Genomic DNA, 22447 nt, shown 5'->3' with positions numbered 1-22447 from the left:
AAGTCTAGATTTTTAGGATGAAAAACTACTGATTAAAGTTTCACTGTATCTTTGGCTCTTTCTCGGTATTATTATGTTATTATTTGGTAAGAGGATAAATGTAAAGTTAAACATGTGAGGTTGGTTATAAATGATAAAGAAATTTACTAGAGTAGTATTAACTGTAGTTATGCCAATTAGTATGATTGTGGGGTGTGGAAATACTGAAAAAACTGAAGCAAAAGAACCGAAAGCGATACAATCAGAGAAAAAGGACTATACGGATTACTCGTATGGAAGCAAAGGTATAGTAGTAAGCGGAAAAGCGAAAGAACGTCAACAATACGAGGTTGGATATATGGATGATAACAAGTTAATTGGGATTGATGAAAATATTGAGGATTGTATTATTTTAGATAATAAAGATGAAGCAAGTCTCGTTTGGAAACAAATAGAGCGTGGATCGATTATTGAAGTGCAATATGGTAAGGATCGCGACCATATCGTAGGCGTACAATTAGTAGGAGATCGTGAGCCATACGAAATTAGTGATAAGTTTGATCGAAATACGATAAACGAGATTGTCGAAAACGTTAAAGGGAATTTGTAATAGAAGCTAAAATGAAAAAATATTTAAATTTACTATTAATAAAGTCGATTCCTTTGTAGATATTAATAAAGCGCATCCATCCCTTCATAGCGGTATTAAACGTAGTGCAAGTGCGGGAATTATTAACGGTCGTGGCGGCGGGATTTTTGATCCTAACGCATCTATCGCACGTGAAGAAGCATCGATCATGATTGACAACGCATTACAGTATAACGGTGTTACAGGTGAATTAGTTGCATTGCCATTTAGGGATAAACATTTGATCACATATAAACAGCCTGTTCAACGATTATATAGCTTAAAAGTAGTTACTGGTGTTGGAAATAATGAGTTTAATCCGAAAGGGACAGCAACTCGTGGTGAAGCAGCTGCCTTTTTAGTGAAGATGTTAGATGCAAGTCAAAAATAGAAAGAATGATAAAGGAGCTATCCAAAATGAGAATTTGGAACAGCTCCTTTTTATATAAGCCCTTATTAAGCCCCTTCCAAGCCCCTTATAAGCACCTACCAAGTAATAAATCACTAAGAAAAAACAAAACAAAAACAACTACAAGAACAAAAAAGCGCGAAAAAATAAAACCGTCGTTGTAGTAGTTAAAAAAATTTGGAATTCAACTGCAAAAACCAAGCCCTCACTCCTATATGTATATTGAAGGATTGAAATCTACCTTTTTATGAATACAAGGGGGAGGTAAACATATGGCGGTGTACCGTAATGTGCAAGTGAACTTTTGGCAAGATGAATTCATATTAGATTTAACGCCAGAGGAGCGTTATTTTTACATATATTTGTTAACTGGTACGAAAACGAAGCAATGTGGAATTTACGTATTACCGAAGCGTGTGGCAGAACTTGAAACAGGCTACAATATGGAGACTGTTGAGAAGTTATTAAATAGGTTTGTTGAATACGGAAAGATTTTATACGATGCGGAAACGAAAGAGTTATACATCATAAATTGGCTACACTATAATCCAATTTTAAATACGAATGTAGAAAAATGTGTGTTACGTGAGTTAAAGACTGTAAAAAATAAAGAATTCATACATATGTTTTTACGTACATGTCTGGAAAAAGAATGGAAGATTCCATTGTTATTGCAGTATTTTGGTATGCCAGAAGAAGAGGATACTAGTAGTTTACAAGAAGTTGTTGAAGAAATAAAAGATGTGGAAGTGGAAGAGGACACTCCACATAGTGAGGTTTATAAGTTTTACGAGCAACATATAAGTAGTCTATCCCCATATATCGTGAAGGAATTGAAAGAGTGGATACGAAAAGTTTCAGGAGAGAGAGTATTAGAGGCACTTAAAATTGCATTTGAACAGAATAAGCGAACGTTTGCTTATGTGAAGGGGATTTTGAGGAATTGGTGTAGCAAATATGGTGGAGAGAAGTGTGTAATGGGTAGTTTAGAGAGAAGGAGAAGTGTTTTGAGTAGTGTGTTTTAATTTACATTAATTTAATGTAGAATGTATGTTCGTTTTGGTAGGTTTTATGCTATACTACCATTAAATAAGGATGTTTTTATAATGGATAAAAGATGCGGGGGAACAAAGTTTGACTACAAATACAACTCAGTTATTTCAATATATTCATATGACAGAAGAACAGGAACAATTATCACTGCTATATTTACGAACAAAAGAAGAAGAGATTTTGAAAGATATTCAATTAACGACAATTCGAGATCAAAGAAGAGGCGATTTTGCTGAGCGGTTTATAAATGATTTTAGGAAAGTGCATAAGCAAGATCCAGCTTTCTTACGATTATTCTATTATTTGTTAGGAGAGCAGTTGTTAAATGTTCTTATAATAAGGTTTAAATATGTGGATTTTTCTAATATGAAGGTTTATTTAGAAAAAAGTGCACTTCCATTGGATCAACTTGTAGTAATTGCATGTAAATATTTAACTAATATCTCTAGTTATGTGAATGAGGCGTATAGTTTTCTGAAAGAGTTAACAAAAGAGGATCCGAACTATATAGAGAGACAATTACATACTTTACTAAATAAGCAACAACTATCACTACTTCTCGTAATGTTTGAAGTAGATTATGAGAGGTTCCATACGTATAGCTCTTTATTGGAAGAGAGATTAAAAGAACATGCTGAATTTATTTTGAATTTGAATGGGGAAAAGGAAAAGATTGAAGCAACTGAAAGATATATAAAAGGTGAAAGTGATAGGGAATTATTTTTAGGTGGAAATTTACCGGACTATATTTGGCGACTGTTATTTCATGTTCATAAGTATTCAAACGTTGCGAGGCGATATGTGGAAATATTAGCAAAGAAAAACGTGTGGGGGTTTATGAATTATGCTACGCGCTATATGTGTCATGCTCTTGGCCAGCCTCAAAACTACAAAAGAACAGGTAGTGTAAATAAGAAAACGTATGAAGAAATTCAAAGTTTTTGTAAACAGTTTTGGATTGCTGAGGAAAGGTTTTTTGCGCACCGCCTGAGGCAACATAATTTGAATAGTGAAGACTTCTGTAAGACGTATGAATATGAATTCCTTTGCTTTATGTTGGAAGAAAATCCGGAATTTGTTCAACGCACTTTGCAATATGTAAGTAAAATGAATTATCTTATTATCGCGCGAACGTTAGCTGAAAAAGGACATGAGCTAAATAGAGGGAAAATGCGAGAAGAATTTTTTGTTGCTGCTTTGCAAATTAAATTGTCTACAATACGTGATACATATTGTGATTATTTACTAGGGAAAGTGTCACTTGAGGATATGAAGCACATACTTAAAAATCCGAAATATAGAAGTATGTACTGGGCCATGCCGGTGTTAGAGGTTGCACTCCTTTGGGATATAGATGATGTAGCAAAAAGGGAAGCTGTACTTACACTACAATTCGGAGATGAATATAGTGTTAATTTATACGAACTTCTTTACGAATGCTCTGTCAGAGGGATAGAACCGAAACAAGTATTAGAAGAACTTCTTTCGTATGGGCTAAGTAAGGAAAAGCTGATTGCCTATGCAGTTGAACAAGCTGCATGCTACAGTGAAGAGAGAAATGAGGCGAAGGAAGCGCTTGTTCATGTCATTGTAAAAGAACAAGCGTATATAATTGAACGGTTTGATGAGTATTCTGCTGTTGCCAAAGCATATATTTTAGAAGAGTTAGCAAAGGATAACATGATTAAAATGCGTCCCATTTTAATTAAAACTTTAGGGGATTCATCTAAAAAAATGCGTGAGTCTGTAGTTAAACTTCTTTCAAGAGATGTAGAAGCTGTAGAGGATGTAGCGCTGGAACTTCATAATAAAAAGAAAATTGTCCGTGAAAATGTGATGAAACTGCTTATAGAGTATAAGATTGAAAAATATACAGAACTTGTACAGGAAGCTTTGCAAGATAAGAAGAATGCCTCTTTTGTTGAGAAGTTTGCTCCGTTACTTGAAACGGAGAGAAACTCAGAAAGTATAGAAGAACTTTGTGGACGTATCGTAACGGAACAAAAAAGAAATTCACTTATGCAATTGATTGGGGATGAACCACAAATCCGTCTTCGTCATTCTAATGAAATTGCCGATGCTACAATTCCATTAGCTTATTTGCAGCAGTACATTTCAGATTCTGTTATTGAGAAGAAAGAGGCAGCTGAAGCGATTGGGAGTACTTTAAATGAACAGGACTTGAAAGAATGTGTGCAAGAAATATATCAAACATGGATTTCTCAAGATGCAGATGTGAAGAAACGCGGTATTCTTTCGTTATATGGAATATATAGTGATGACAAAATGGTCGGCATACTGAAAAAGCAAATTGATGAATGGGTGCTCGATATGCGAGGGAAAATTGCAGCTGATGCTGTTCGGGCTTTAGGCTTGTCCTCATCTAAGCTTGCACTTATGTCTATTCATGCAATGGCCTTTAAATATAAACATAAACAAGTGCGTAATGCGGCAAAAGAAGCACTAAGTCTCGCTGCAAAAACGCGTGGTATAACGGAAGAAGAGCTGGAAGATCAACTAGTACCAAATCTTGGTTTCAATATACGTGGTGAGAAGGAAATTGATTTTGGGAATAGATGTTTTACAGCCATATTAACTGCAGAGTCAAAAATTGAATTAGAGACAGAAGAAGGGAAACGTATGAAGTCGCTTCCAAAGCCGAATGCAAAAGATGATATAGAAAAAGCTGAATTAGCTAAGAAAGAGTTATCTACTTTAAAGAAAGAGCTTCGAAGTGCTCTTTCCATGCAGAAACAACGGTTGGAAGCTGCTCTATCAAGAAAGCGCTATTGGTCATATGACTCCTGGAAGTCGGTATTTCTAGAGAATCCAATTATGAAGCAATTTGTAACTTCACTTATTTGGGGTGAATATACAGAAGGGAAGTTACTGAAAATGTTCCGTTATGCGGAGGATGGTACGTTTTATTCAATGATAGGAGAGAATCATGAATTTTCGTCTGGAACCGTGATTGGTTTCATTCATCCGTTAGAATTATCCGAAACGGAAAAGGAAATGTGGAAAGAGCAACTGGAACATTCGAAAATTGTCCAGCCATTTCTACAAATTGAACGTCCTGTGTTTGTAGTAGAGGAAGATGATAAGGTTACTGTTGAGAGATTTGGTGGTATTTTATTAAATGGTCGCTCGTTATTCGGTAAGATGACGAAACTTGGATGGATTCGCGGATCAGTTCAAGATGGCGGTGTGTATTATACGTTTTATAAAGAAGATACTCGCACTGGATTAGGGGCACAACTGTCATTTAGCGGAGCACCAATTGGCTATGAAGACGAAGAAGATATATGTGTGTATGACATTGAATTTTATAAAGCAGCTACAGTGAATCGTGGTTCATATGAATACGATGAAATTGATGATGAAAGACGCATTGTGCCAAAAAAAGTAGATAAGTATTTCTTTAGTGAAATATTATATGATGTACAATTAGCGACCGATTCAAATCTTGGTCATAATGAAAGCTGGCGTAACAAACGATAAAAATTCCCCCTTCATTTGTAGGAAAATGAAGGGGTTTTTCAACTTTTCTAAAAGGTTCTTTCAAAATAGAAGCGAATAGTTTGAGGAAGGAGGGGGTTATATGGAAGTTGTTATAAAAAAGAAACGAACTCGTGGTAAGAGAATTTTTATTTGGTCTAGTAGTATCGTCCTTTTGTTGGTTATATGTACAGCGATTTTTTTGAACATATATACGCTTAAATCTGTGCCAAAGATAGATGGAACGATAAAGCTAGAGGATTTACAACGTGCTGTTACGATAAAGCGAGATAGTAAAGGTGTACCGCATATTAAAGCGGAAAATGCACACGATTTATATTTTTCGCAAGGGTATGTACAAGCGCAAGATAGGTTATTTCAAATGGATTTAAGTAGAAGGCAAGCTTCTGGGATGTTAAGTGAGGTTGTAGGGGAAGCAGCTATTGATCGAGATAAGTTGTTTCGAACGCTCGGTTTACGGCGAGCAGCCGAAGCGTCTGTTAATCAATATGATGGAGAAGCGAAATATGCTCTGCAGTCATTTGCTGATGGGGTGAATGCCTTTATACGCGAGGCAAAAGAGGAAAAGAAATTGCCAGTTGAGTTTACTATATTAGGCTATGAACCTGCTGAATGGTCCATTGTGGATACGTTAACGATTGGAAAGTATATGGCGTTTGATTTAGGGGGACATTGGCACGGACAGGCATTTCGATATTGGGCGCTGAAAAATTTGCCGAAAGAGCAAGCAAATGAGTTATTTCCTACATATCCGAAAGATGCGCCTAGATTACTAGCTGAACTAAAAAATACAAATGTAGACGTAGCACAAAGTTTTGCAAAAACGATTATTCCACCAGAGTTTAATGGTAGTAATAACTGGGTCATAAGCGGTGAGAAGAGTGCGTCTGGTAAGCCGATGTTAGCGGATGATCCTCATTTATCTCTTGCCACGCCTTCTATTTGGTATCAATCAAAATTTGAAACGAAAGATTTGAATGTGAGTGGCGTTATTTTCGCTGGCGTACCAGGTGTTATATTAGGGCACAATGACAAAATAGCATGGGGCGTTACGAATACCGGTCCTGATGTACAAGATTTATATATTGAAAAGCGAAATCCTAATAATGAAAACGAATTTCTATATAACGATAAATGGGAAAAAGCGACTGTTCTGGATGAATCTATTAAAGTAAAAGGCGGAAAGACAATACCGTATAATGTTACGGTTACGAGGCACGGTCCAGTCATTTCAGAGTTTGCGGATAAAGGGAAAGAGAAAACGAAAACAGTATTTGCTTTAAAGTGGACTGCTTTGGAACCTTCCGCTGAATTAAAGGCTGTATTAAATATGAATAAGGCGAAAGACTGGAATGAGTTTGAAACAGCTCTTCAAGATTTTCATACACCAACTCAAAACTTTGTATTTGCATCAAACGACGGCACAATTGCTTATAAAGCAAATGGAAATATACCAGTGCGTAAAAAAGGTGATGGTAGTCTACCAGTGCCAGGATGGACAGATGAATATGAATGGGAAGGGTATATCCCATATGATCAACTTCCAAAAGTAATCAATCCAAAACAAGGGTTTATTTCTACTGCGAATAATAAAATTGTGGATGATCATTATCCGTACCATATTAGTAATACGTGGGCACAGCCATATAGGCAAATGCGTATTCAAGAGTTTTTACAAGAGAAGGAAAAGTATACGGTAAAAGATTTAGAAGAGTTACAGATGGATCAAAAAAATTTATATGGGAAAGAGTTTGCTCCTATATTTTTAAAAGAGTTAAATAAAACATCTTTAAATGAAGTAGAGAAAGAGGGCGTAAAACAATTAACGAAGTGGAATTTTTACGATAGTAAAGATGAATCGGCACCGTTAATATTCCATCTATTAATGAAAGAGATTTCAAATACGTTATTTTCAAAAGAAATACCGAAAGATGTGATGGAGTTATTTGAAGGAAAGGCACAAGTTGTTGATGAATTAATTCGAAAAGAAGTAGCAGGAGAACATAGCGCTTGGTTTATGAAGTACGGAGGCTTCACAAAAGTTGTGCATACATCGTACGAGGATGTAATGAAGAAATTACAGAAGGAGTATGGACCAGATGTTACGGAGTGGAAGTGGGGCGATTACCATCAACTTGCTTTTACACATCCAATCTCCAAATCATCTAGTATGTTAGCATTACTTGCATTTAATCGCGAAAAACCAGTTCCAATTGGTGGAAGCCAAGTTACCGTTCAAGCAGCGAGCTACGGCGATAACGGTATCGTCAATCACGGAGCTTCTTGGCGATTCGTCATTGATACGAAAGATATGTCAAACGGTTATCATATTGTAGGGCCAGGACAATCAGGACATTTTAGAAGTAATTGGTATCATGATCAAATAGATGATTGGGTAAATGGAACATATCATACGACTACATTGAATACGGAGGGGATAAAGGGGAAGGTGTTAAATTTAGAGCCGAAGTGATAATATTTCTACTGATGAAAACTTATAAATTAGAATATAAACCAGTCTTTAAATAATTTTAAAATCCTACTATCATTTGAGGTGATAGTAGGATTTTGTATTTTAGAGAATAAAATTCAATGAGATTCTTGTTTCACCATAGCTCTTAAAAGATTTAATATTCTGAATTTTGTTGATATATATTTAAAAACACACCTATAAAATTACAAATTCTGTTATTATATTATTAAAAGACTATATGATAATTGGTAATGAGGGGGTAGATTATGAATATTGCAATCAAAGGAAACGAACAGATTCTAGGCTTATTAAATGATTGGTATGTGGAAATTCGTGCGCGGCGCATAAGTAACGCGCATCGTTTAAAAGAAGAAATTAATGATAAAATTCAAAACATAGAAGATCAAGACTTATTACTATACTACTCATTATTAGACTTTCGTCATCAATATGTAATTGATAACTTAGGTGTTTCTACAAGTAGTTTTGATAAAGTAGAATCTTTTGAGATTCCTTCTAACAACACTTTAACTTATTATTATCATTTCTTTAAAGCTATCCATGCTAGTGGAACTGGTAGTTATAAGGTTGCAAAAGAACACTTTGATCAAGCCGAAAAGTTATTAGAGCTTATCAATGATGACGTTGAGAAAGCTGAATTTTATTATAAGTTGGGTGCATTCCATTTTGATATTTGTGACTCGCTAGTCTCTTTTCAGTACACAACAAAGGCAAAAGAAATGTTTTTAGCCCATGATGATTATGAGCGTAATGTTGGCTTTTGTGAGAACTTGTTGGGATTAGCTTGTATAAACTTAAAAGAGTGGTCATTGGCGGAGGAACATTTTGCGGCTGCAATGGACAAGTTCCAAAAAGTCGGAGAAGATAAGTTTATTATTATGGTGCGCCATAATTTGGGGTGGATGTATTCTAAACAAAACCTATCATCTTTAGCAATTCGTTATTTATCTGAAGTCATTGAAAAGTCTCCAAACCATTACAAGGCGATGTATGCAAAGGCATTGGAACATTACAAACTGGAAGAGCGAGATGTCGCAGCAGAACTCATTAAGAACGGTTTAAATCTTAGTAAGAAACTAAATCAAGAAGAGTTCATACATCGATATCTCATTTTACAAGAGCTCAACAATGCTTCACCTGCTCAAATACTCGAAACAGTAGTGCTAGAAGGAATTGATTACTTCGAAAGAGAAGGATTATATGAAGATGTTCAGGAGTCTTATGAGACGCTGGGAACAAAATTTTATGATGAAAAGAATCATCATGCGGCGAGTAAGTATTTCCATTTAGGGTTGCAAGCAAAACGAAAATTTTTTGAGGAAGGGGCTTTAAAATGAAAAAAATAGTATTGAGTTTAATGGGAATTGTCACCGCTATAACCTTGACTATAGGTGTGACGAATACAGCAAAGACTCCACAATCTTACGAAGTGATTCAAGGTCTTTCGATTGGAGATCACGGTGGTTGATACACTAATTTAATGTATAATAAAAAGGGCTAGGATTTATTATCTAGTCCTTTTTTTATTGATTGGATGCTTTACTTGGTTTTTATTAGCTTTCATACTAGGATGGGTTTTCATAAGGTTCAATTCGTAAAACTGCAAAGACGTATGCTATGATTCGATTTGATATCTTCTATATCTTTGGTTCAAATAAGAAAAAATAAGGTGAAACCATATCAGATTGGACGAGAGAGGAATGAGTAAAATCAATGATCGCGAAATAAGGTATATTCCAGATGAATTAAAAGAAATAGAAATCCAATAACTAAGAAGAATATCCAAAAGGGTATAGAAAAGGTAGATAGTTATAATCAATCACTAAATAGTAAGGCTGAGTGAAGGGGGGATAAAATGATGAATTATTATAATGCTGGATTTATAATAATTTCATATGAAAAGGATCTTATTTATAAAAATTGTATTATTGAAGGGCTTCCCGAAACCATTTTAACAATAAGTAATGAAGTACGCCCCACATTCCCAGATTATTGTTTTTTTCCTTGGTGTAACACACATAAAAATGAATCTAATTCCAGTATAATAAAATCAAGATTAAGGATTAGTAGAGAGGAACATGAAAAAGCGCAATCTTTTTTAGATACATTAATACAAGAAAAAAAGTTTTCATGGCCCAATGTTTTTAAGTTCTTAGAAGATGCAAGATTCTTTCAACAAAACTATTTAAGGGGAATAGAAAATTTAGAAATTATCAGTTTAAATCTTTCGGAAGAGTACAGGACAGATTTTCTATTAAATGAATCAGAAGAAAATAATTTTGAGGTTTCTATATACAATTTTTTGGAAAGTTCATTACCTTTCAGTGTCAAGAAATATGAAATTTTAGGTTTTGATATATGTGGTTACTCTAACAACTCTTTTTATTCATTTATTCACAATGGATTACAGGAAGATTTTAATAGATTCAATAAAAAATTGAATGGTTTATCTCTTATAGGGAACTATGATGATGCAAAAGAAATCATTTATTTAATTGATGAAAAAAAAATCAAAGCAGAAGAGGTATTATGGTATCCATGGCTAATTTTGAAATGCAAATAAGAGATCACCATTGTAGTAATTGTAATTAAAGTTAAAATGATTCTCTATACATGCTTATTAACTTAAGTAATTAACAGTAATTCAATAACTTCAATCGTAAAAAGATAAAAAAGGAGCGGAAATCCGTTCCTTTTTTATTTATCTCACTATTTTTAGAAGGTTAGTATGAATAAGCTGTGAATAAAGGATGAATTGCATTTTTATCAATAAAAATTTATTGGATTTTTTGTGGAATATATATGAAACATTGTATAAAATAATCAAGAAAGCCAAAAATTATAGGGGGAAAGTTGTGAGGGAAAATAAGAGTTTAATAAGTTTTTTAGGAGTGTTTATTATGCTATTTTCTTTTTGTTTTCAAGGAAATGTACAGGCAGATGTAAATACTGTTCAATCTGGAAAAATCAAATCAGGAAATGTAACGGTATGGGAAGTTGGAAATGTAGCGAAAGTGTTAGCTGATGTAGAGCGCTTAAATTTAAATACAGTAAATGTACCGATTCAGGTAGATATTCCGAATGTGACTTCTACGAATATGGTAATTAATCAAGCGCAAAAGCAACAGGCTATTATTTTAATTCAAGAATTATTAAAGCGTAATATTCAAGTTATAGTGGAGCCGTTCCCATATATTCAGCAAGGAAATGTTGGGGAAACGGAATGGAATCCAAGTAATATTAATGATTTCTTCTGGAATTGGAAGATGGTTATTCTACAAGATATTTTTAATTCTATTACAAGTAAATACAATGTGTATGGACTAAAGATTGCTTCTAATTTCGTGAATATGGAATATGCAGAAGGATACTGGAGCGATACAATTGATTTTGTTCGTAATCAGTATAAAGGAAATGTTTTGTATCAAATGAACTGGTGGTTAACAGCAAGTTGGGATCCTTCATATGAAGCGAAGTTTGTTGAGAAAATAAATCGTCCGTATTTAAAGAAGGTAGACATTGTTAGTATCGATAGTTGGTTTGAAGTTTCAGGAAAAAGAAATCCATCATATGAAGAAGTGAAGCAAAGTTTATTTGCGACGACAGTATATAACCGTGGACAAAATGTTGTTCAACAACTAGAACAATTACATAAAGCAACAGGAAAGCCAGTTTACTTTGGCGGATTTAACGTTCCGGCGCGTGAACTAGGCTTACAAAATCCGTGGAATCCAGATGTTTCTAATGTGTTTTCAAAAGACGTACAATTAAACGGATGGCGCGCTTACCGTGACGTATTAGAACCGAAGCCATATTTTAAAGGCTTTTCAATTTGGTTTATTGGATCTAATAATAGTACGCATGCGTATCAAATACATAGTCAAGAAACGGCAGCAGTTATTAATGGCTGGTACCGAAAATAATTTTTATAAAATAGGCAAGTTTTGAGGTTCACTACATATATTTCTAGTGAAAGGCCTTTCACCATCTTATCACCTAGGGGGCAATCATCATGAAATTTTTGTCTTACCTTACAGTAATTTTGGTGATTCTTGGCGGTTTGAATTGGTTATTTGTGGCGTTAGATTACAATGTAGTTGAGAAATGGTTTGGTTCTATGCCGGCGCTTGTGGACACTATTTATTGGCTCATTGGTCTTTCTGCTATTTATCAAATTTTTGATCGGTTCTTTACGGACAATTAGCAATTATACTTTATTACTAGAGTGTTAAGTACGATTATGTACTTAACACTTTTTTATATGTTTATAAAAAAAGTTTACACATGCAAGCGATTCCATTGCTTCTTGCGCCGTAATACTAGAAAAGAAATTGACCGTGTCTTGTATTGTGGGTTATAATTCAGAAAGTTTAAAAAATATTAAAATGAGAAATAGGGAGGTCATCTGGGTGATGGAAAGAGTGTATAATTTTTCAGCAGGACCATCAATACTCCCTTTGCCAGTTTTAGAGAAAGTGCAAAAGGAGCTTGTAAATTATAACGGGACAGGCATGTCTATTATGGAAATGAGTCATCGATCTTCTTATTTTCAAAGTATTATAGATGAAGCGGGTAGCTTGCTTCGTGAATTAATGAACATTCCTGATGAGTATGAAGTATTGTTTTTACAAGGCGGTGCGTCATTACAATTTTCTATGATACCGCTGAATGTAATGAATACGTATAAAAAAGCAGGATATATATTGACTGGCTCATGGTCTAAAAAGGCGATGCAAGAAGCTGAAAAAGTAGGAGAAGTACAAGTGATTGCTTCTTCTGAAAATGAGAAGTTTACTACAATTCCTAGACTGGATGGTTTACTAGGCGATGAAAAACTAGATTATGTACATATTACAACGAACAATACAATTGAAGGAACGAAATATGTGGAAGTTCCACATGTAGATAAAGTACCGCTTGTTGCGGATATGTCCTCAAATATTTTATCAGAACGATATGATGTTTCGAAGTTTGGTCTTATATATGCGGGAGCGCAAAAGAATTTAGGGCCAGCAGGCTTAACGATTGCAATTATAAAAAGAGATTTAATTGGGGGAGCAGATCGCTCTTGTCCTACGATGTTAAACTATGAAACTTACAGTAAAAATAACTCCTTATACAATACACCGCCGTCCTTTAGTATTTACGTAACGAAACTTGTATTAGAGTGGCTGAAAGAGCAAGGCGGGGTATCTGCGATTGAAGAACAAAATAAAATGAAATCTTCACTACTTTACAATTTCTTAGATGAATCAAAATTGTTTACTTCACCGGTTGATCCTACGTATCGATCACTTATGAACATTCCGTTTACAACGCCGTCAGAAGAGCTGAACAGTGAGTTTCTACAAAAAGCGAAAGAGCGTGGTTTTGTTACGCTAAAAGGACATCGATCAGTCGGTGGTATGCGCGCTAGTATTTACAATGCGATGCCAGCAGAAGGCGTACAGCAATTAGTAAATTATATGAAGGAATTTGAGCTTGAGAATAGATAGGGAGATGGGGATATGTTTCGTGTTCAAACGTTAAATCAAATTGCAGAAAAAGGTTTGCAAGTACTTAGTGGAGAGCGCTATGAAGTAGGGGAGAGAATGGATCACCCAGACGGTATTTTACTTCGCAGTTATTCTTTACATCAAGAAGAATTTTCAAAAGACTTAAAGGCGATTGCGAGAGCTGGTGCAGGTGTAAATAATATTCCTGTCGAGCGATGTACAGAAAAAGGGATTGTAGTATTTAATACGCCAGGAGCGAATGCTAATGCAGTAAAGGAACTTATTATTGCAAGTCTTATTATGTCTTCACGTAACATTATTAACGGAGTAAGCTGGACGAAAAATTTAGAAGGGGAAGAAGTACCGCAGCTTGTTGAATCTGGAAAGAAACAATTTGTTGGATCTGAAATTGCGGGGAAACGTCTAGGGGTTATCGGCCTTGGCGCAATCGGTGCTTTAGTTGCGAACGATGCGTTAGCTTTAGGGATGGACGTTGTCGGATACGATCCTTACATTTCAGTTGAAACAGCATGGCGCCTTTCTACACATGTGCAAAGAGCATTTAGTTTAGATGAAATTTTTGCAACGTGTGATTATATTACCCTTCATATTCCTCTTACGAATCAAACGAAGGGGATTATTGGTGAACACGCTATAGAGAAAATGAAAAAAGGAATGCGTTTATTCAATTTCTCTAGAGGAGAACTTGTAGATGAAAAGGTTCTTCAAAAAGCGTTAGAAGAAGACATTATTGCACATTACGTAACGGACTTCCCCAATGAAAATGTAATAAAGATGAAAAATGTAACTGCGACGCCTCACCTTGGTGCATCTACATCTGAATCAGAAGAAAATTGTGCGATCATGGCAGCGCGTCAATTACGTGAATATTTAGAGACAGGAAATATTCGTAATTCAGTCAACTATCCAAACGTAGAATTGCCGTATATCGGAAAGAAACGTATTACAATCATGCATCAAAATGTACCGAACATGGTAGGACAAATTACAGGATGTTTAGCAGAACATCATATTAATATTGCAGATATGATTAATCGTAGTAAACATTCTTGGGCGTACACGATGATTGATATTGATAACGGAATTGATGATATAATAAAAGAGAACATTGTGGAAAATATAAGCAAAATTACAGGTGTTGTAGCCGTTCGAATGATTGTGTAAAGGAGAGAGGAACTTGGCAAAAATCCGACCGTTTCGGGCCATTCGTCCAGTAGAAGAAAAAGCAGCGGAAGTTGCAGCTTTACCGTATGACGTATTAAATAGTGAAGAGGCAAGAGAGGTTGTAAAAGGGAATCCGTATTCTTTCTTGCACGTTGATAAAGCAGAAATTGATTTAGACCCAGCGCTTTCACCGTACGATGATCGCGTATATGAAAAAGCGGGTGAAAGTTTAAATCGTTTTATACGAGAAGAAGTGTTCATACAAGACGAAGAGCCAGCACTATACATTTATGAACTGACGATGCAAGGAAGAACGCAGTCAGGCCTTGTCGTTTGTACATCTATTGATGAGTATGAAGACGATACAATTAAAAAACATGAAAGAACGCGTCATGAAAAAGAACTAGATCGTATTCGTCACGTAGATGTGTGTGACGCAAATACAGGTCCTATCTTTTTAACATATCGTACAAAAGAAGAAGTGAAACGTTTCATCGCAAGCTGGAAAGAAGAACATGCGCCAATCTATACATTTACAGCAGAAGACGGCGTTAGGCATGTTGCTTGGAAAATAGCTGATGAAGAAGTAATTACAAGTTTAGTAAACTTATTTGAAGATATCCCTAACTTGTACATTGCAGACGGACACCACCGCTCCGCGTCAGCCGCAAAAGTAGGACTTATGCGAAGAGAACAATATCCGAATTACACAGGAGAAGAAGAGTTTAATTTCTTCCTATCAGTTTTATTCCCTCATGATGAATTATCTATTTGGGACTATAACCGAGTTGTAAAAGATTTAAATGGATTATCAGAAGAACAGTTTTTAAAGCAAATCAAGCAATACTTCTATGTAGAAGAAGCATCTATTTCTCCGTATAAACCAAATGAGCCAAAAACATTTGGCATGTATGTAAACGAGAAGTGGTATAAGCTCACAGTGAAAGAGGAAACGTTTGATGCGAACGACCTTGTAAAAGGTTTAGATGTATCTATTCTGCAAGATCATTTATTAAGCCAAGTACTTGAAATACATGATCCGCGATCTGATTCACGCATTGATTTTGTCGGAGGAATCCGCGGATTAGAAGAACTAGAACGCCTTGTAAATAACGGCGAATATAAAGCAGCGTTCTCATTATATCCGACATCAATGGAATCTTTATTAGCAATCGCAGACGCTGGAGAAGTTATGCCACCAAAATCAACGTGGTTTGAACCGAAACTGCGTAGTGGGTTGTTTGTACATTCTTTAAAATAAATATAGACTTCATTAGTTTGAAAAACCGAAATGATTTTAGTTTCGGTTTTTCTTATTTTAAAAGAGTTTTTGAGGAGGGGGGGGACTAATGAAATTGCAAGTAGGCGAAAAAATTACCTTTGAACGAACTTTAAGGACATTCCTAGTATTACAAGAAATGTCCTTTCCACTAAAGTATAGGGTATTTCGCTAAAATTCAAACTCTAAAATTAGTTTACTAGTTTGACCTGCAAACTGATAATGATAGGAACCTCTCAGACTTTCTAAGTTACCGGTAGCTTTAATAATTGTTCCTGGGGAATCTAAATTTCCTTTATCAAATATTCCTTGCTCTATAGCTGTAAATGTCCCATGCTGCCCCTTATAAATTCCTTCAAAGTGTAAAAATCCAGAAATTTTAGCAGTAGCTAAGTGACCATCATTTATATTTGAGTCTAAATAATATAATAAGTATTCAACAAAAGCTTTTCCTTTTAATTCACCATCAATATCATATTCGACATGTGCAATATTAATAGGGAAATCTTTTTTAGTATCATCAATTGGTTTTTCATCCCATTTACTTACTGTAAATGTTACTTCCATACACGTAAATCCCCCTTTATCATTAGATAAGTATTAAAAGTACCAATTCACAGTTATATCTCGTAGGAGTGTTTTTATTCATTCCACACCACTCTCCAAAATAGAGAAAGATCCATTTTCACAATCAATTTCTGCCATCGAGCCGTAAGGTAAAATAAACTTCGGTTCAGTATGACCAAAATTCAAATTATAAAGAATTGGCAAATCTTCTAAGTTATGTTCTTTCATAACTTGCAGTATTTCATGTTTATATTCTTCATAATACATTTCGTCTTTCGGTTTACCAAAAATGATGCCCTTGGCTTTTTGGAGAATACCTTGCGCTGCATAATTTCGTAACCAATACTTTATATAACTTGGTTCTGGATGGTCTTCAGAAGTTTCAAAGAAAAGAATGCTATCTTCCCAATGTTTTTTCTCAGGCCAAAGCTCCGTTCCTTTTGCAAATTCCAATACTTCTATACAACCACCAATTAAACGTCCTTGTACAGTGGTAGAGCCTTGGAGTAGCTCATATCCATTGTTTTGCTGCATCGTACGTCTTGTATCTTTATTTATCTCTATCCATTCTAAACGCTCACTTGTCCATTCAGGAGCTGGTTGGATTTCGCCAATCATTTCATTGGAAAAGAGAGTTCGATTTACCATTTCAACCGTATATGGATCCATCTCTACATTTTCAGCAAAGTCGGTCAAAATTGCTGGACCGTAAAAAGAGGAAAGACCTGCTTTATGACAAAATAAATGTGAAATGGTAACGTCAGAGTATCCCATAAAAATTTTCGGATTTTCACGTATTGCATTAAAATCTATATAGGGAAGTAGGCGAATGCTATCTTGACCGCCAATATTAGCAATAATTGCTTTCACGCGCGTATCTTGAAATGCTGTCATTAAATCTTCCGCACGAGCCTGTGGGTTGTTATAAATGAATTCGCTACCTTTTAAACTATTCGGCATTGGAACAACCGTAAGATCGAAAACTTCTTCTAATCTCTTTACTCCTTGCTCATATCGCCATCTTATTTCAGAATCACCTGCGCCTCCCCATGAAGGACTTACTGTTGCTACAATATCACCTGGCTGTAATCTCTTTGGTTTTATTAACATATGAATTCCGCCCCTACATAATGTAATGAAATACGATTATACAAACCGTAGCATTGAAAAATATGATGCATGTCATTAGTTTCTTCATCATCAATCCGTTTACCTGCTGGGATTCAAGAATTCAGTCTTAGTGTTGAATTGCATTTGAAAATCACAGTATGCATCATTGCATAAGAAAGAGGGTTGCTATTTTCTACAACCTGTAACTATAATAGTTACAGGTTGGTCGTATCCAATCAAAAATAAAATCATCATGAATGGAGATGTTTCATAATGGGTATGAAAAAAATAATTTTAGCAGGTGCTTTAGGAATCGCAGCATTATCAGGAACGAATGTACCAGGATTAGAAGTAACAAAAGCGAGTGCAGCTTCTATTGAATCGAATCTCTCGACGTTAGAAGGACGAGTAGTAGAAGTAGATAATGGTGTAATTGTTGTAAAATCTAAGCAATACGAAGAACCTGTTAGTGTATATATAGATTCATTTTCAAATGTGAAAGTAGGAGATGAAGTAAAAGCTACTGGATCTATGATGCGTAATTTTACAGAATATATGGTTGCAACTGCAATTGAAAATACAACAAACAAGTTAGGTATGCACATGAAAGAAGATGGCTCACCTGATTATGTAATTGGGGAAGTATCAAAAGTAGGAACAGACGGTGCTACTAAATATGTTGTAGTTGAGTATCCATCGCTAAATGGGAAGAAAGTTATTATTGATGTTTTCTTAACAAAGGGGCAAGTGTTTAAAGCGGGGGAGAAAGTAAAAATTGATATGAAGTATGTAGGCTGGGGCGGAAGTTCTATTAATTGGAACACAGTTGATCATATCGAAAAAGTTCATGAGGTAAAGAGCAACGTTGAAAATAATGATGATGTTTGGATTTGGTCTTAATTAGACGCCTGTAAATAATAAATGGATTATGCAGTACCTAGCAAATGGTCATACACATGACTATTTGCTAGGTGCTTTTTTGTTTTGTATTTTTTGAGAATAAGGGATTCCTAACTAGAATATGATGTTTAAATCGGAGCGAATTTAAAAAATACAATAATGAAAGAGGTGTTTACATATGGAGCGAGATGAGAATTATTTACGAGCTAAAAAAAGAGTGGAGAATTTAAAAACGTTTTACATTCATTTAACGGTCTATATACTAGTGAACTTAATGCTTTTTTTCATAAATATAAGTTCTGATTCAAGTAAATTATGGTTTTTATATCCACTTGCAGGTTGGGGAATCGGAATTGTTATACACGCTTTGACAACTTTTCCAGTTGGGATATTCGGAAAAGAGTGGGAAGAACGAAAGATTAAAGAATATATGGAGAAAGATAAGTAAATTTATGAATATAAACCTCTGTGAGCACACGCTTGATGCGAAGCCTATCCTATAGCTTCGCCTATTTGTTTTGTATTCGAAGTTTGTGCGATTGAGAGTGTTCCTATTCACTTTTCAGCGTAAATAGCATACGAAATCAAAACTTTACTTGTAGTACATAATAAATACAGTTGTTAACCTTTTTAAATTACATGTGGATATAGGATAAAGTTAAGTTATCATCCTATATGAAAATAAAAATAAACCACTGTTCGATTTGAATATTCCACGATATAATGGTGAGAGTTTATGACAGAATAAATATTTACATAAGAAGTGAGGTACTGTATGAAAAAAAGAACGACAGACATTATTTTTATTATTATCGGTGCATTTCTTTTTGCGTTAGGTGTCAATTTGTTTGTTATCCCGAACGAGTTTGGTGAGGGCGGGGTAACAGGTATCACGATTATTACGTACTATTTATTTGAATGGTCACCAGGTTTAGTCAATTTAATTTTAAATGCGATTTTGTTAATAGTCGGCTATAAATTTTTAAATAAGATCACAACGATTTATACGATTATCGCTGTAGTTACGAACTCACTATTTCTTCATTTAACAGAAGGATGGACGATTACTTCAGATGAAATGCTTGTAAATGCCATTTTCGGTGGAATATTTATCGGGTGCGGGATTGGTCTTATCATTCGCGTTGGTGGAACGACAGCAGGAACTACCATCTTAGCGAGGATGACACATAAATACTTAGGTTGGAGCATTAGCTATGGTCTACTGTTCTTCGATTTAATCGTTGCGTTTTCATCTTATTTCATCATTGGTGCAGAAAAACTGATGCTGACAATTATTATGCTATATGTAGGAACGAAAGTAATGGAATTTGTAATTGAAGGTTTAAATCCGAAAAAGGCCATTACAATTATTTCTGATAATCCGGATGAAATTGCCGGGAAGGTAACAACCTTAATGGGCAGAGGGGTTACCGTGTATTCAGGTCATGGCTATTACACGAAAACGCCGAAGGACATTCTATATGTTGTTATTAATAAGCAAGAAGTAGTGAAGCTAAAACGAATTGTTCAAACTACGGATCCAGCTGCGTTCATCGCTATACACGATGTTCGTGACGTGTTTGGAGAAGGATTTGTTGATATTTCGAAAGCTTAGAAATTGTTTTTGATTAAAATAATCTAAATACTAAAACGTGAGAATCTATTTTGAATCATCTGTTTTCAAAATAGATTCTTTTTCTTTTTCTTGCAAAAAATCCAATTGTTTCTTAATGTAGTGATGTAGAAGGATGAACAAGAGAGGGTTTAATGAAGATGATACATATTTTATTAGCTGATGATGATAAGCATATTAGAGAGTTATTGCATTACCATTTACAAAAAGAGGGGTTTACAGTTTTTGAAGCGGAAGACGGAAAGGTAGCGCAAGAAGTACTAGAGAAGGAAAATATTCATCTTGCGATCGTGGACATTATGATGCCGTTCGTTGATGGCTATACGTTATGTGAAGAAATTCGGAAGTATCATGATATTCCTGTTATTTTATTAACAGCAAAGGATCAGTTAGTCGATAAAGAGAAAGGATTCATTTCTGGTACGGACGATTATATCGTAAAACCATTTGAACCAGCTGAAGTCATTTTCCGTATGAAAGCTTTATTACGCCGTTATCAAATGCTGAGCGCTGACATAATTACACTCCATGGAACGACAATTGATCGTAAAGGTGTTGAAGTGAAGTGTAACGGCCAGACGATTTTACTTCCGTTAAAGGAATTTGAATTATTATCACAACTAGCTAGTTATCCTGGGAGAACATTTTCAAGAGAAGAGTTAATTGAACTAGTATGGGGAATGGATTTTGAAGGGGATGAACGGACAGTTGATGTTCATGTGAAGCGACTAAGAGATCGTTTCTCAAAACGAACGGATGATTTTCAAATTACGACAGTGCGCGGACTCGGTTATAAGTTGGAGCTGAAATAAGATGAAATCACTATATTCTAGATTTGTATTTATGACAGTCGGTATTATGCTACTTAGTAGTATTATCGGCTTTTTATTAACAAACGTATATTATCAAGTGAAGTTAAAGCCATATAACAGCGAAAAGATTTTAAAGTATGCGGAAGAAGTTAAGTCATTATATGAAAAGCAAAGCGAAGAAAATCAAGAGGCGTACTTACAATCTATTGCGAAGTTAGGGTATGAAATTTATATTGTCGATGATCAAAAGAATGGAAAGCGTATCGGCAATGCGTTTCGTAAGACGTCTATTAGTGATGATACCGTTCATAAAGTATTGCAAGGTGAAACGTTTAATGGTGTTTCTACATATCCGACTCGCCTATTTATTACTGGTTTTTTCGATAATGAATTAATAAATAGTGTTGGTGTCCCGGTAAAACACGGTGATAAACAGTACGCTTTATTTATTCGTCCTGACATTCAGAACCAATTTGGCGAAATGCGAATTTTCTTAGCGGTATTACTTGGGTTTATCGTACTATTAAGTATTATCTTTATAGCGATTGCAGCAGGTTACATCGTTCGTCCCATTCGTAAATTTACGAAGGCTACGCAAAAAATTGCGAGTGGTGAATATGAAATCGAATTAGATGTAAAACGAAAAGATGAAATAGGAACGTTATCTACAAGCTTCCAAAAGATGACGAAAAGTATAAAAGAATTAGATGAAATGAGACAAGAATTTGTTTCGAACGTTTCACATGAATTCCAGTCGCCGCTTTCTTCTATACAAGGTTTTTCGAAAACGTTGCAAACAGAAAAGATGAGCATGGAAGAAAGAAATCATTACTTACAAATTATTGAAGGTGAAAGTAAGCGAATGTCTAGTTTATGTAAACAGTTACTTACGCTTGCTTCATTAGATAAAGAAGAGAAAGTGTTACAAATAAAAGAATTCAATTTGCAGAAGCAAATTAAAGACGTCATTTTTATGCTCGAATGGAAATGGCGTGAAAAAGATATCGCCGTTGAATTTGATGTGCCGGATATCGTCATAAAAGGTGACGAAAACCTTCTTCATCAAGTATGGAGTAACATTTTCACGAATAGCATTAAGTTTTCAAACGATGGTGGGACCATTGAGTTTTTTGTCGAAGAGTTAGAGTCTAGCGTTATAATCTCTATATCCGATAACGGAATCGGTATGGAGCAAGAAGAAATGGATCGTATTTTTGATCGTTTTTACAAGGTGGATACAGCAAGGGCAAGAAATGTAGAAGGTAGCGGTTTAGGATTATCGATCGTGCAAAAGATTGTGGAACTGCATAACGGAAACGTTTCAGTTTATAGCACGAAAGGGGAAGGGACGACCGTTCGGGTGGAACTTCCTAAATAGATGGAA

19 protein-coding genes and 1 pseudogene are annotated in these 22447 nt (G+C 35.1%); 18 read left to right on the top strand and 2 right to left on the bottom strand.

Annotated elements, in window-relative coordinates; all coding sequences use genetic code 11:
* Window positions 1-130: 130 nt before the first annotated feature.
* The 13 genes and pseudogenes from PDK19_RS21210 to PDK19_RS21150 all read left to right on the top strand — a co-directional run bounded on the left by PDK19_RS21210 (window position 131) and on the right by PDK19_RS21150 (window position 16023).
* Complete coding sequence (locus PDK19_RS21210) at window positions 131-589, top strand: hypothetical protein (protein WP_000591657.1); 459 nt, start codon at window positions 131-133, stop codon at window positions 587-589.
* 49 nt (window positions 590-638) lie between these two features.
* A pseudogene (locus PDK19_RS21205) lies at window positions 639-998 on the top strand (S-layer homology domain-containing protein); the annotation flags it as partial.
* A 290-nt stretch (window positions 999-1288) separates the two neighbouring features.
* A complete protein-coding gene (locus PDK19_RS21200; RefSeq protein WP_049111189.1) occupies window positions 1289-2041 on the top strand; it encodes a DnaD domain-containing protein in 753 nt (250 codons plus the stop codon).
* Between the two features lie 109 nt (window positions 2042-2150).
* Complete coding sequence (locus tag PDK19_RS21195; protein ID WP_270708000.1) at window positions 2151-5570, top strand: DUF4132 domain-containing protein; 3420 nt, start codon at window positions 2151-2153, stop codon at window positions 5568-5570.
* A 100-nt stretch (window positions 5571-5670) separates the two neighbouring features.
* Complete coding sequence (locus tag PDK19_RS21190) at window positions 5671-8061, top strand: penicillin acylase family protein (protein ID WP_270707999.1); 2391 nt, start codon at window positions 5671-5673, stop codon at window positions 8059-8061.
* 266 nt (window positions 8062-8327) lie between these two features.
* Window positions 8328-9419: a response regulator aspartate phosphatase gene (locus tag PDK19_RS21185; protein WP_049111192.1), complete on the top strand. Its 1092-nt coding sequence runs from the start codon at window positions 8328-8330 to the stop codon at window positions 9417-9419.
* Window positions 9416-9550, top strand: a complete 135-nt coding sequence (locus PDK19_RS21180) for a hypothetical protein (RefSeq protein ID WP_000725058.1) — start codon at window positions 9416-9418, stop codon at window positions 9548-9550. Before PDK19_RS21185 ends, PDK19_RS21180 begins: the two co-directional genes overlap by 4 nt.
* Window positions 9551-9940: 390 nt before the next feature.
* On the top strand, window positions 9941-10645 hold the full coding sequence (locus PDK19_RS21175) for a hypothetical protein (protein ID WP_270708021.1): 705 nt from the start codon (window positions 9941-9943) through the stop codon (window positions 10643-10645).
* 292 nt (window positions 10646-10937) lie between these two features.
* Entirely contained in the window at window positions 10938-12005 is a 1068-nt protein-coding gene (locus tag PDK19_RS21170; RefSeq protein WP_049112371.1) for a glycoside hydrolase family 113, read from the top strand.
* Between the two features lie 89 nt (window positions 12006-12094).
* Window positions 12095-12286, top strand: a complete 192-nt coding sequence (locus tag PDK19_RS21165) for a DUF378 domain-containing protein (protein ID WP_000670803.1) — start codon at window positions 12095-12097, stop codon at window positions 12284-12286.
* A 208-nt stretch (window positions 12287-12494) separates the two neighbouring features.
* Window positions 12495-13577 carry a 3-phosphoserine/phosphohydroxythreonine transaminase gene (serC, locus tag PDK19_RS21160; protein ID WP_014893595.1) on the top strand — a complete coding sequence of 361 codons (1083 nt, stop codon included), beginning with the start codon at window positions 12495-12497 and terminating at the stop codon, window positions 13575-13577.
* 12 nt (window positions 13578-13589) lie between these two features.
* Window positions 13590-14762, top strand: coding sequence for a 3-phosphoglycerate dehydrogenase family protein (locus PDK19_RS21155; protein WP_000490257.1), 1173 nt, complete (start codon window positions 13590-13592; stop codon window positions 14760-14762).
* Window positions 14763-14775: 13 nt separating this feature from the next.
* Entirely contained in the window at window positions 14776-16023 is a 1248-nt protein-coding gene (locus PDK19_RS21150; protein ID WP_270707994.1) for a DUF1015 domain-containing protein, read from the top strand.
* Window positions 16024-16212: 189 nt separating this feature from the next.
* Here the strand turns inward: PDK19_RS21150 and PDK19_RS21145 are convergent, their stop codons facing one another.
* Together PDK19_RS21145 and PDK19_RS21140 are read right to left on the bottom strand one after the other, a co-directional pair.
* Window positions 16213-16608 carry a DUF3224 domain-containing protein gene (locus PDK19_RS21145; RefSeq protein WP_000454096.1) on the bottom strand — a complete coding sequence of 132 codons (396 nt, stop codon included), beginning with the start codon at window positions 16606-16608 and terminating at the stop codon, window positions 16213-16215.
* A gap of 78 nt (window positions 16609-16686) precedes the next feature.
* Window positions 16687-17718, bottom strand: a complete 1032-nt coding sequence (locus PDK19_RS21140) for a S66 family peptidase (RefSeq protein ID WP_270707992.1) — start codon at window positions 17716-17718, stop codon at window positions 16687-16689.
* A 273-nt stretch (window positions 17719-17991) separates the two neighbouring features.
* On the opposite strand from PDK19_RS21140, the gene PDK19_RS21135 reads away from it, so the two are divergent.
* From PDK19_RS21135 to PDK19_RS21115, 5 genes are all read left to right on the top strand, one after another.
* Window positions 17992-18618 carry a F0F1 ATP synthase subunit alpha gene (locus tag PDK19_RS21135; RefSeq protein ID WP_000525502.1) on the top strand — a complete coding sequence of 209 codons (627 nt, stop codon included), beginning with the start codon at window positions 17992-17994 and terminating at the stop codon, window positions 18616-18618.
* Window positions 18619-18796: 178 nt separating this feature from the next.
* On the top strand, window positions 18797-19066 hold the full coding sequence (locus tag PDK19_RS21130; RefSeq protein WP_074615515.1) for a 2TM domain-containing protein: 270 nt from the start codon (window positions 18797-18799) through the stop codon (window positions 19064-19066).
* Between the two features lie 327 nt (window positions 19067-19393).
* On the top strand, window positions 19394-20233 hold the full coding sequence (locus PDK19_RS21125; RefSeq protein WP_000747503.1) for a YitT family protein: 840 nt from the start codon (window positions 19394-19396) through the stop codon (window positions 20231-20233).
* Window positions 20234-20385: 152 nt separating this feature from the next.
* Window positions 20386-21063 carry a response regulator transcription factor gene (locus PDK19_RS21120; RefSeq protein ID WP_000781974.1) on the top strand — a complete coding sequence of 226 codons (678 nt, stop codon included), beginning with the start codon at window positions 20386-20388 and terminating at the stop codon, window positions 21061-21063.
* Window position 21064: 1 nt separating this feature from the next.
* On the top strand, window positions 21065-22441 hold the full coding sequence (locus PDK19_RS21115) for a sensor histidine kinase (RefSeq protein WP_000839497.1): 1377 nt from the start codon (window positions 21065-21067) through the stop codon (window positions 22439-22441).
* Window positions 22442-22447: the final 6 nt, after the last annotated feature.

The sequence above is a fragment of the Bacillus cereus group sp. BcHK124 genome (assembly GCF_027712065.1).
GTDB lineage: Bacteria > Bacillota > Bacilli > Bacillales > Bacillaceae_G > Bacillus_A > Bacillus_A pacificus.
Note: the sequence above shows the minus strand (reverse complement) of the source record. Positions and strands in the feature narration are given on the sequence as shown.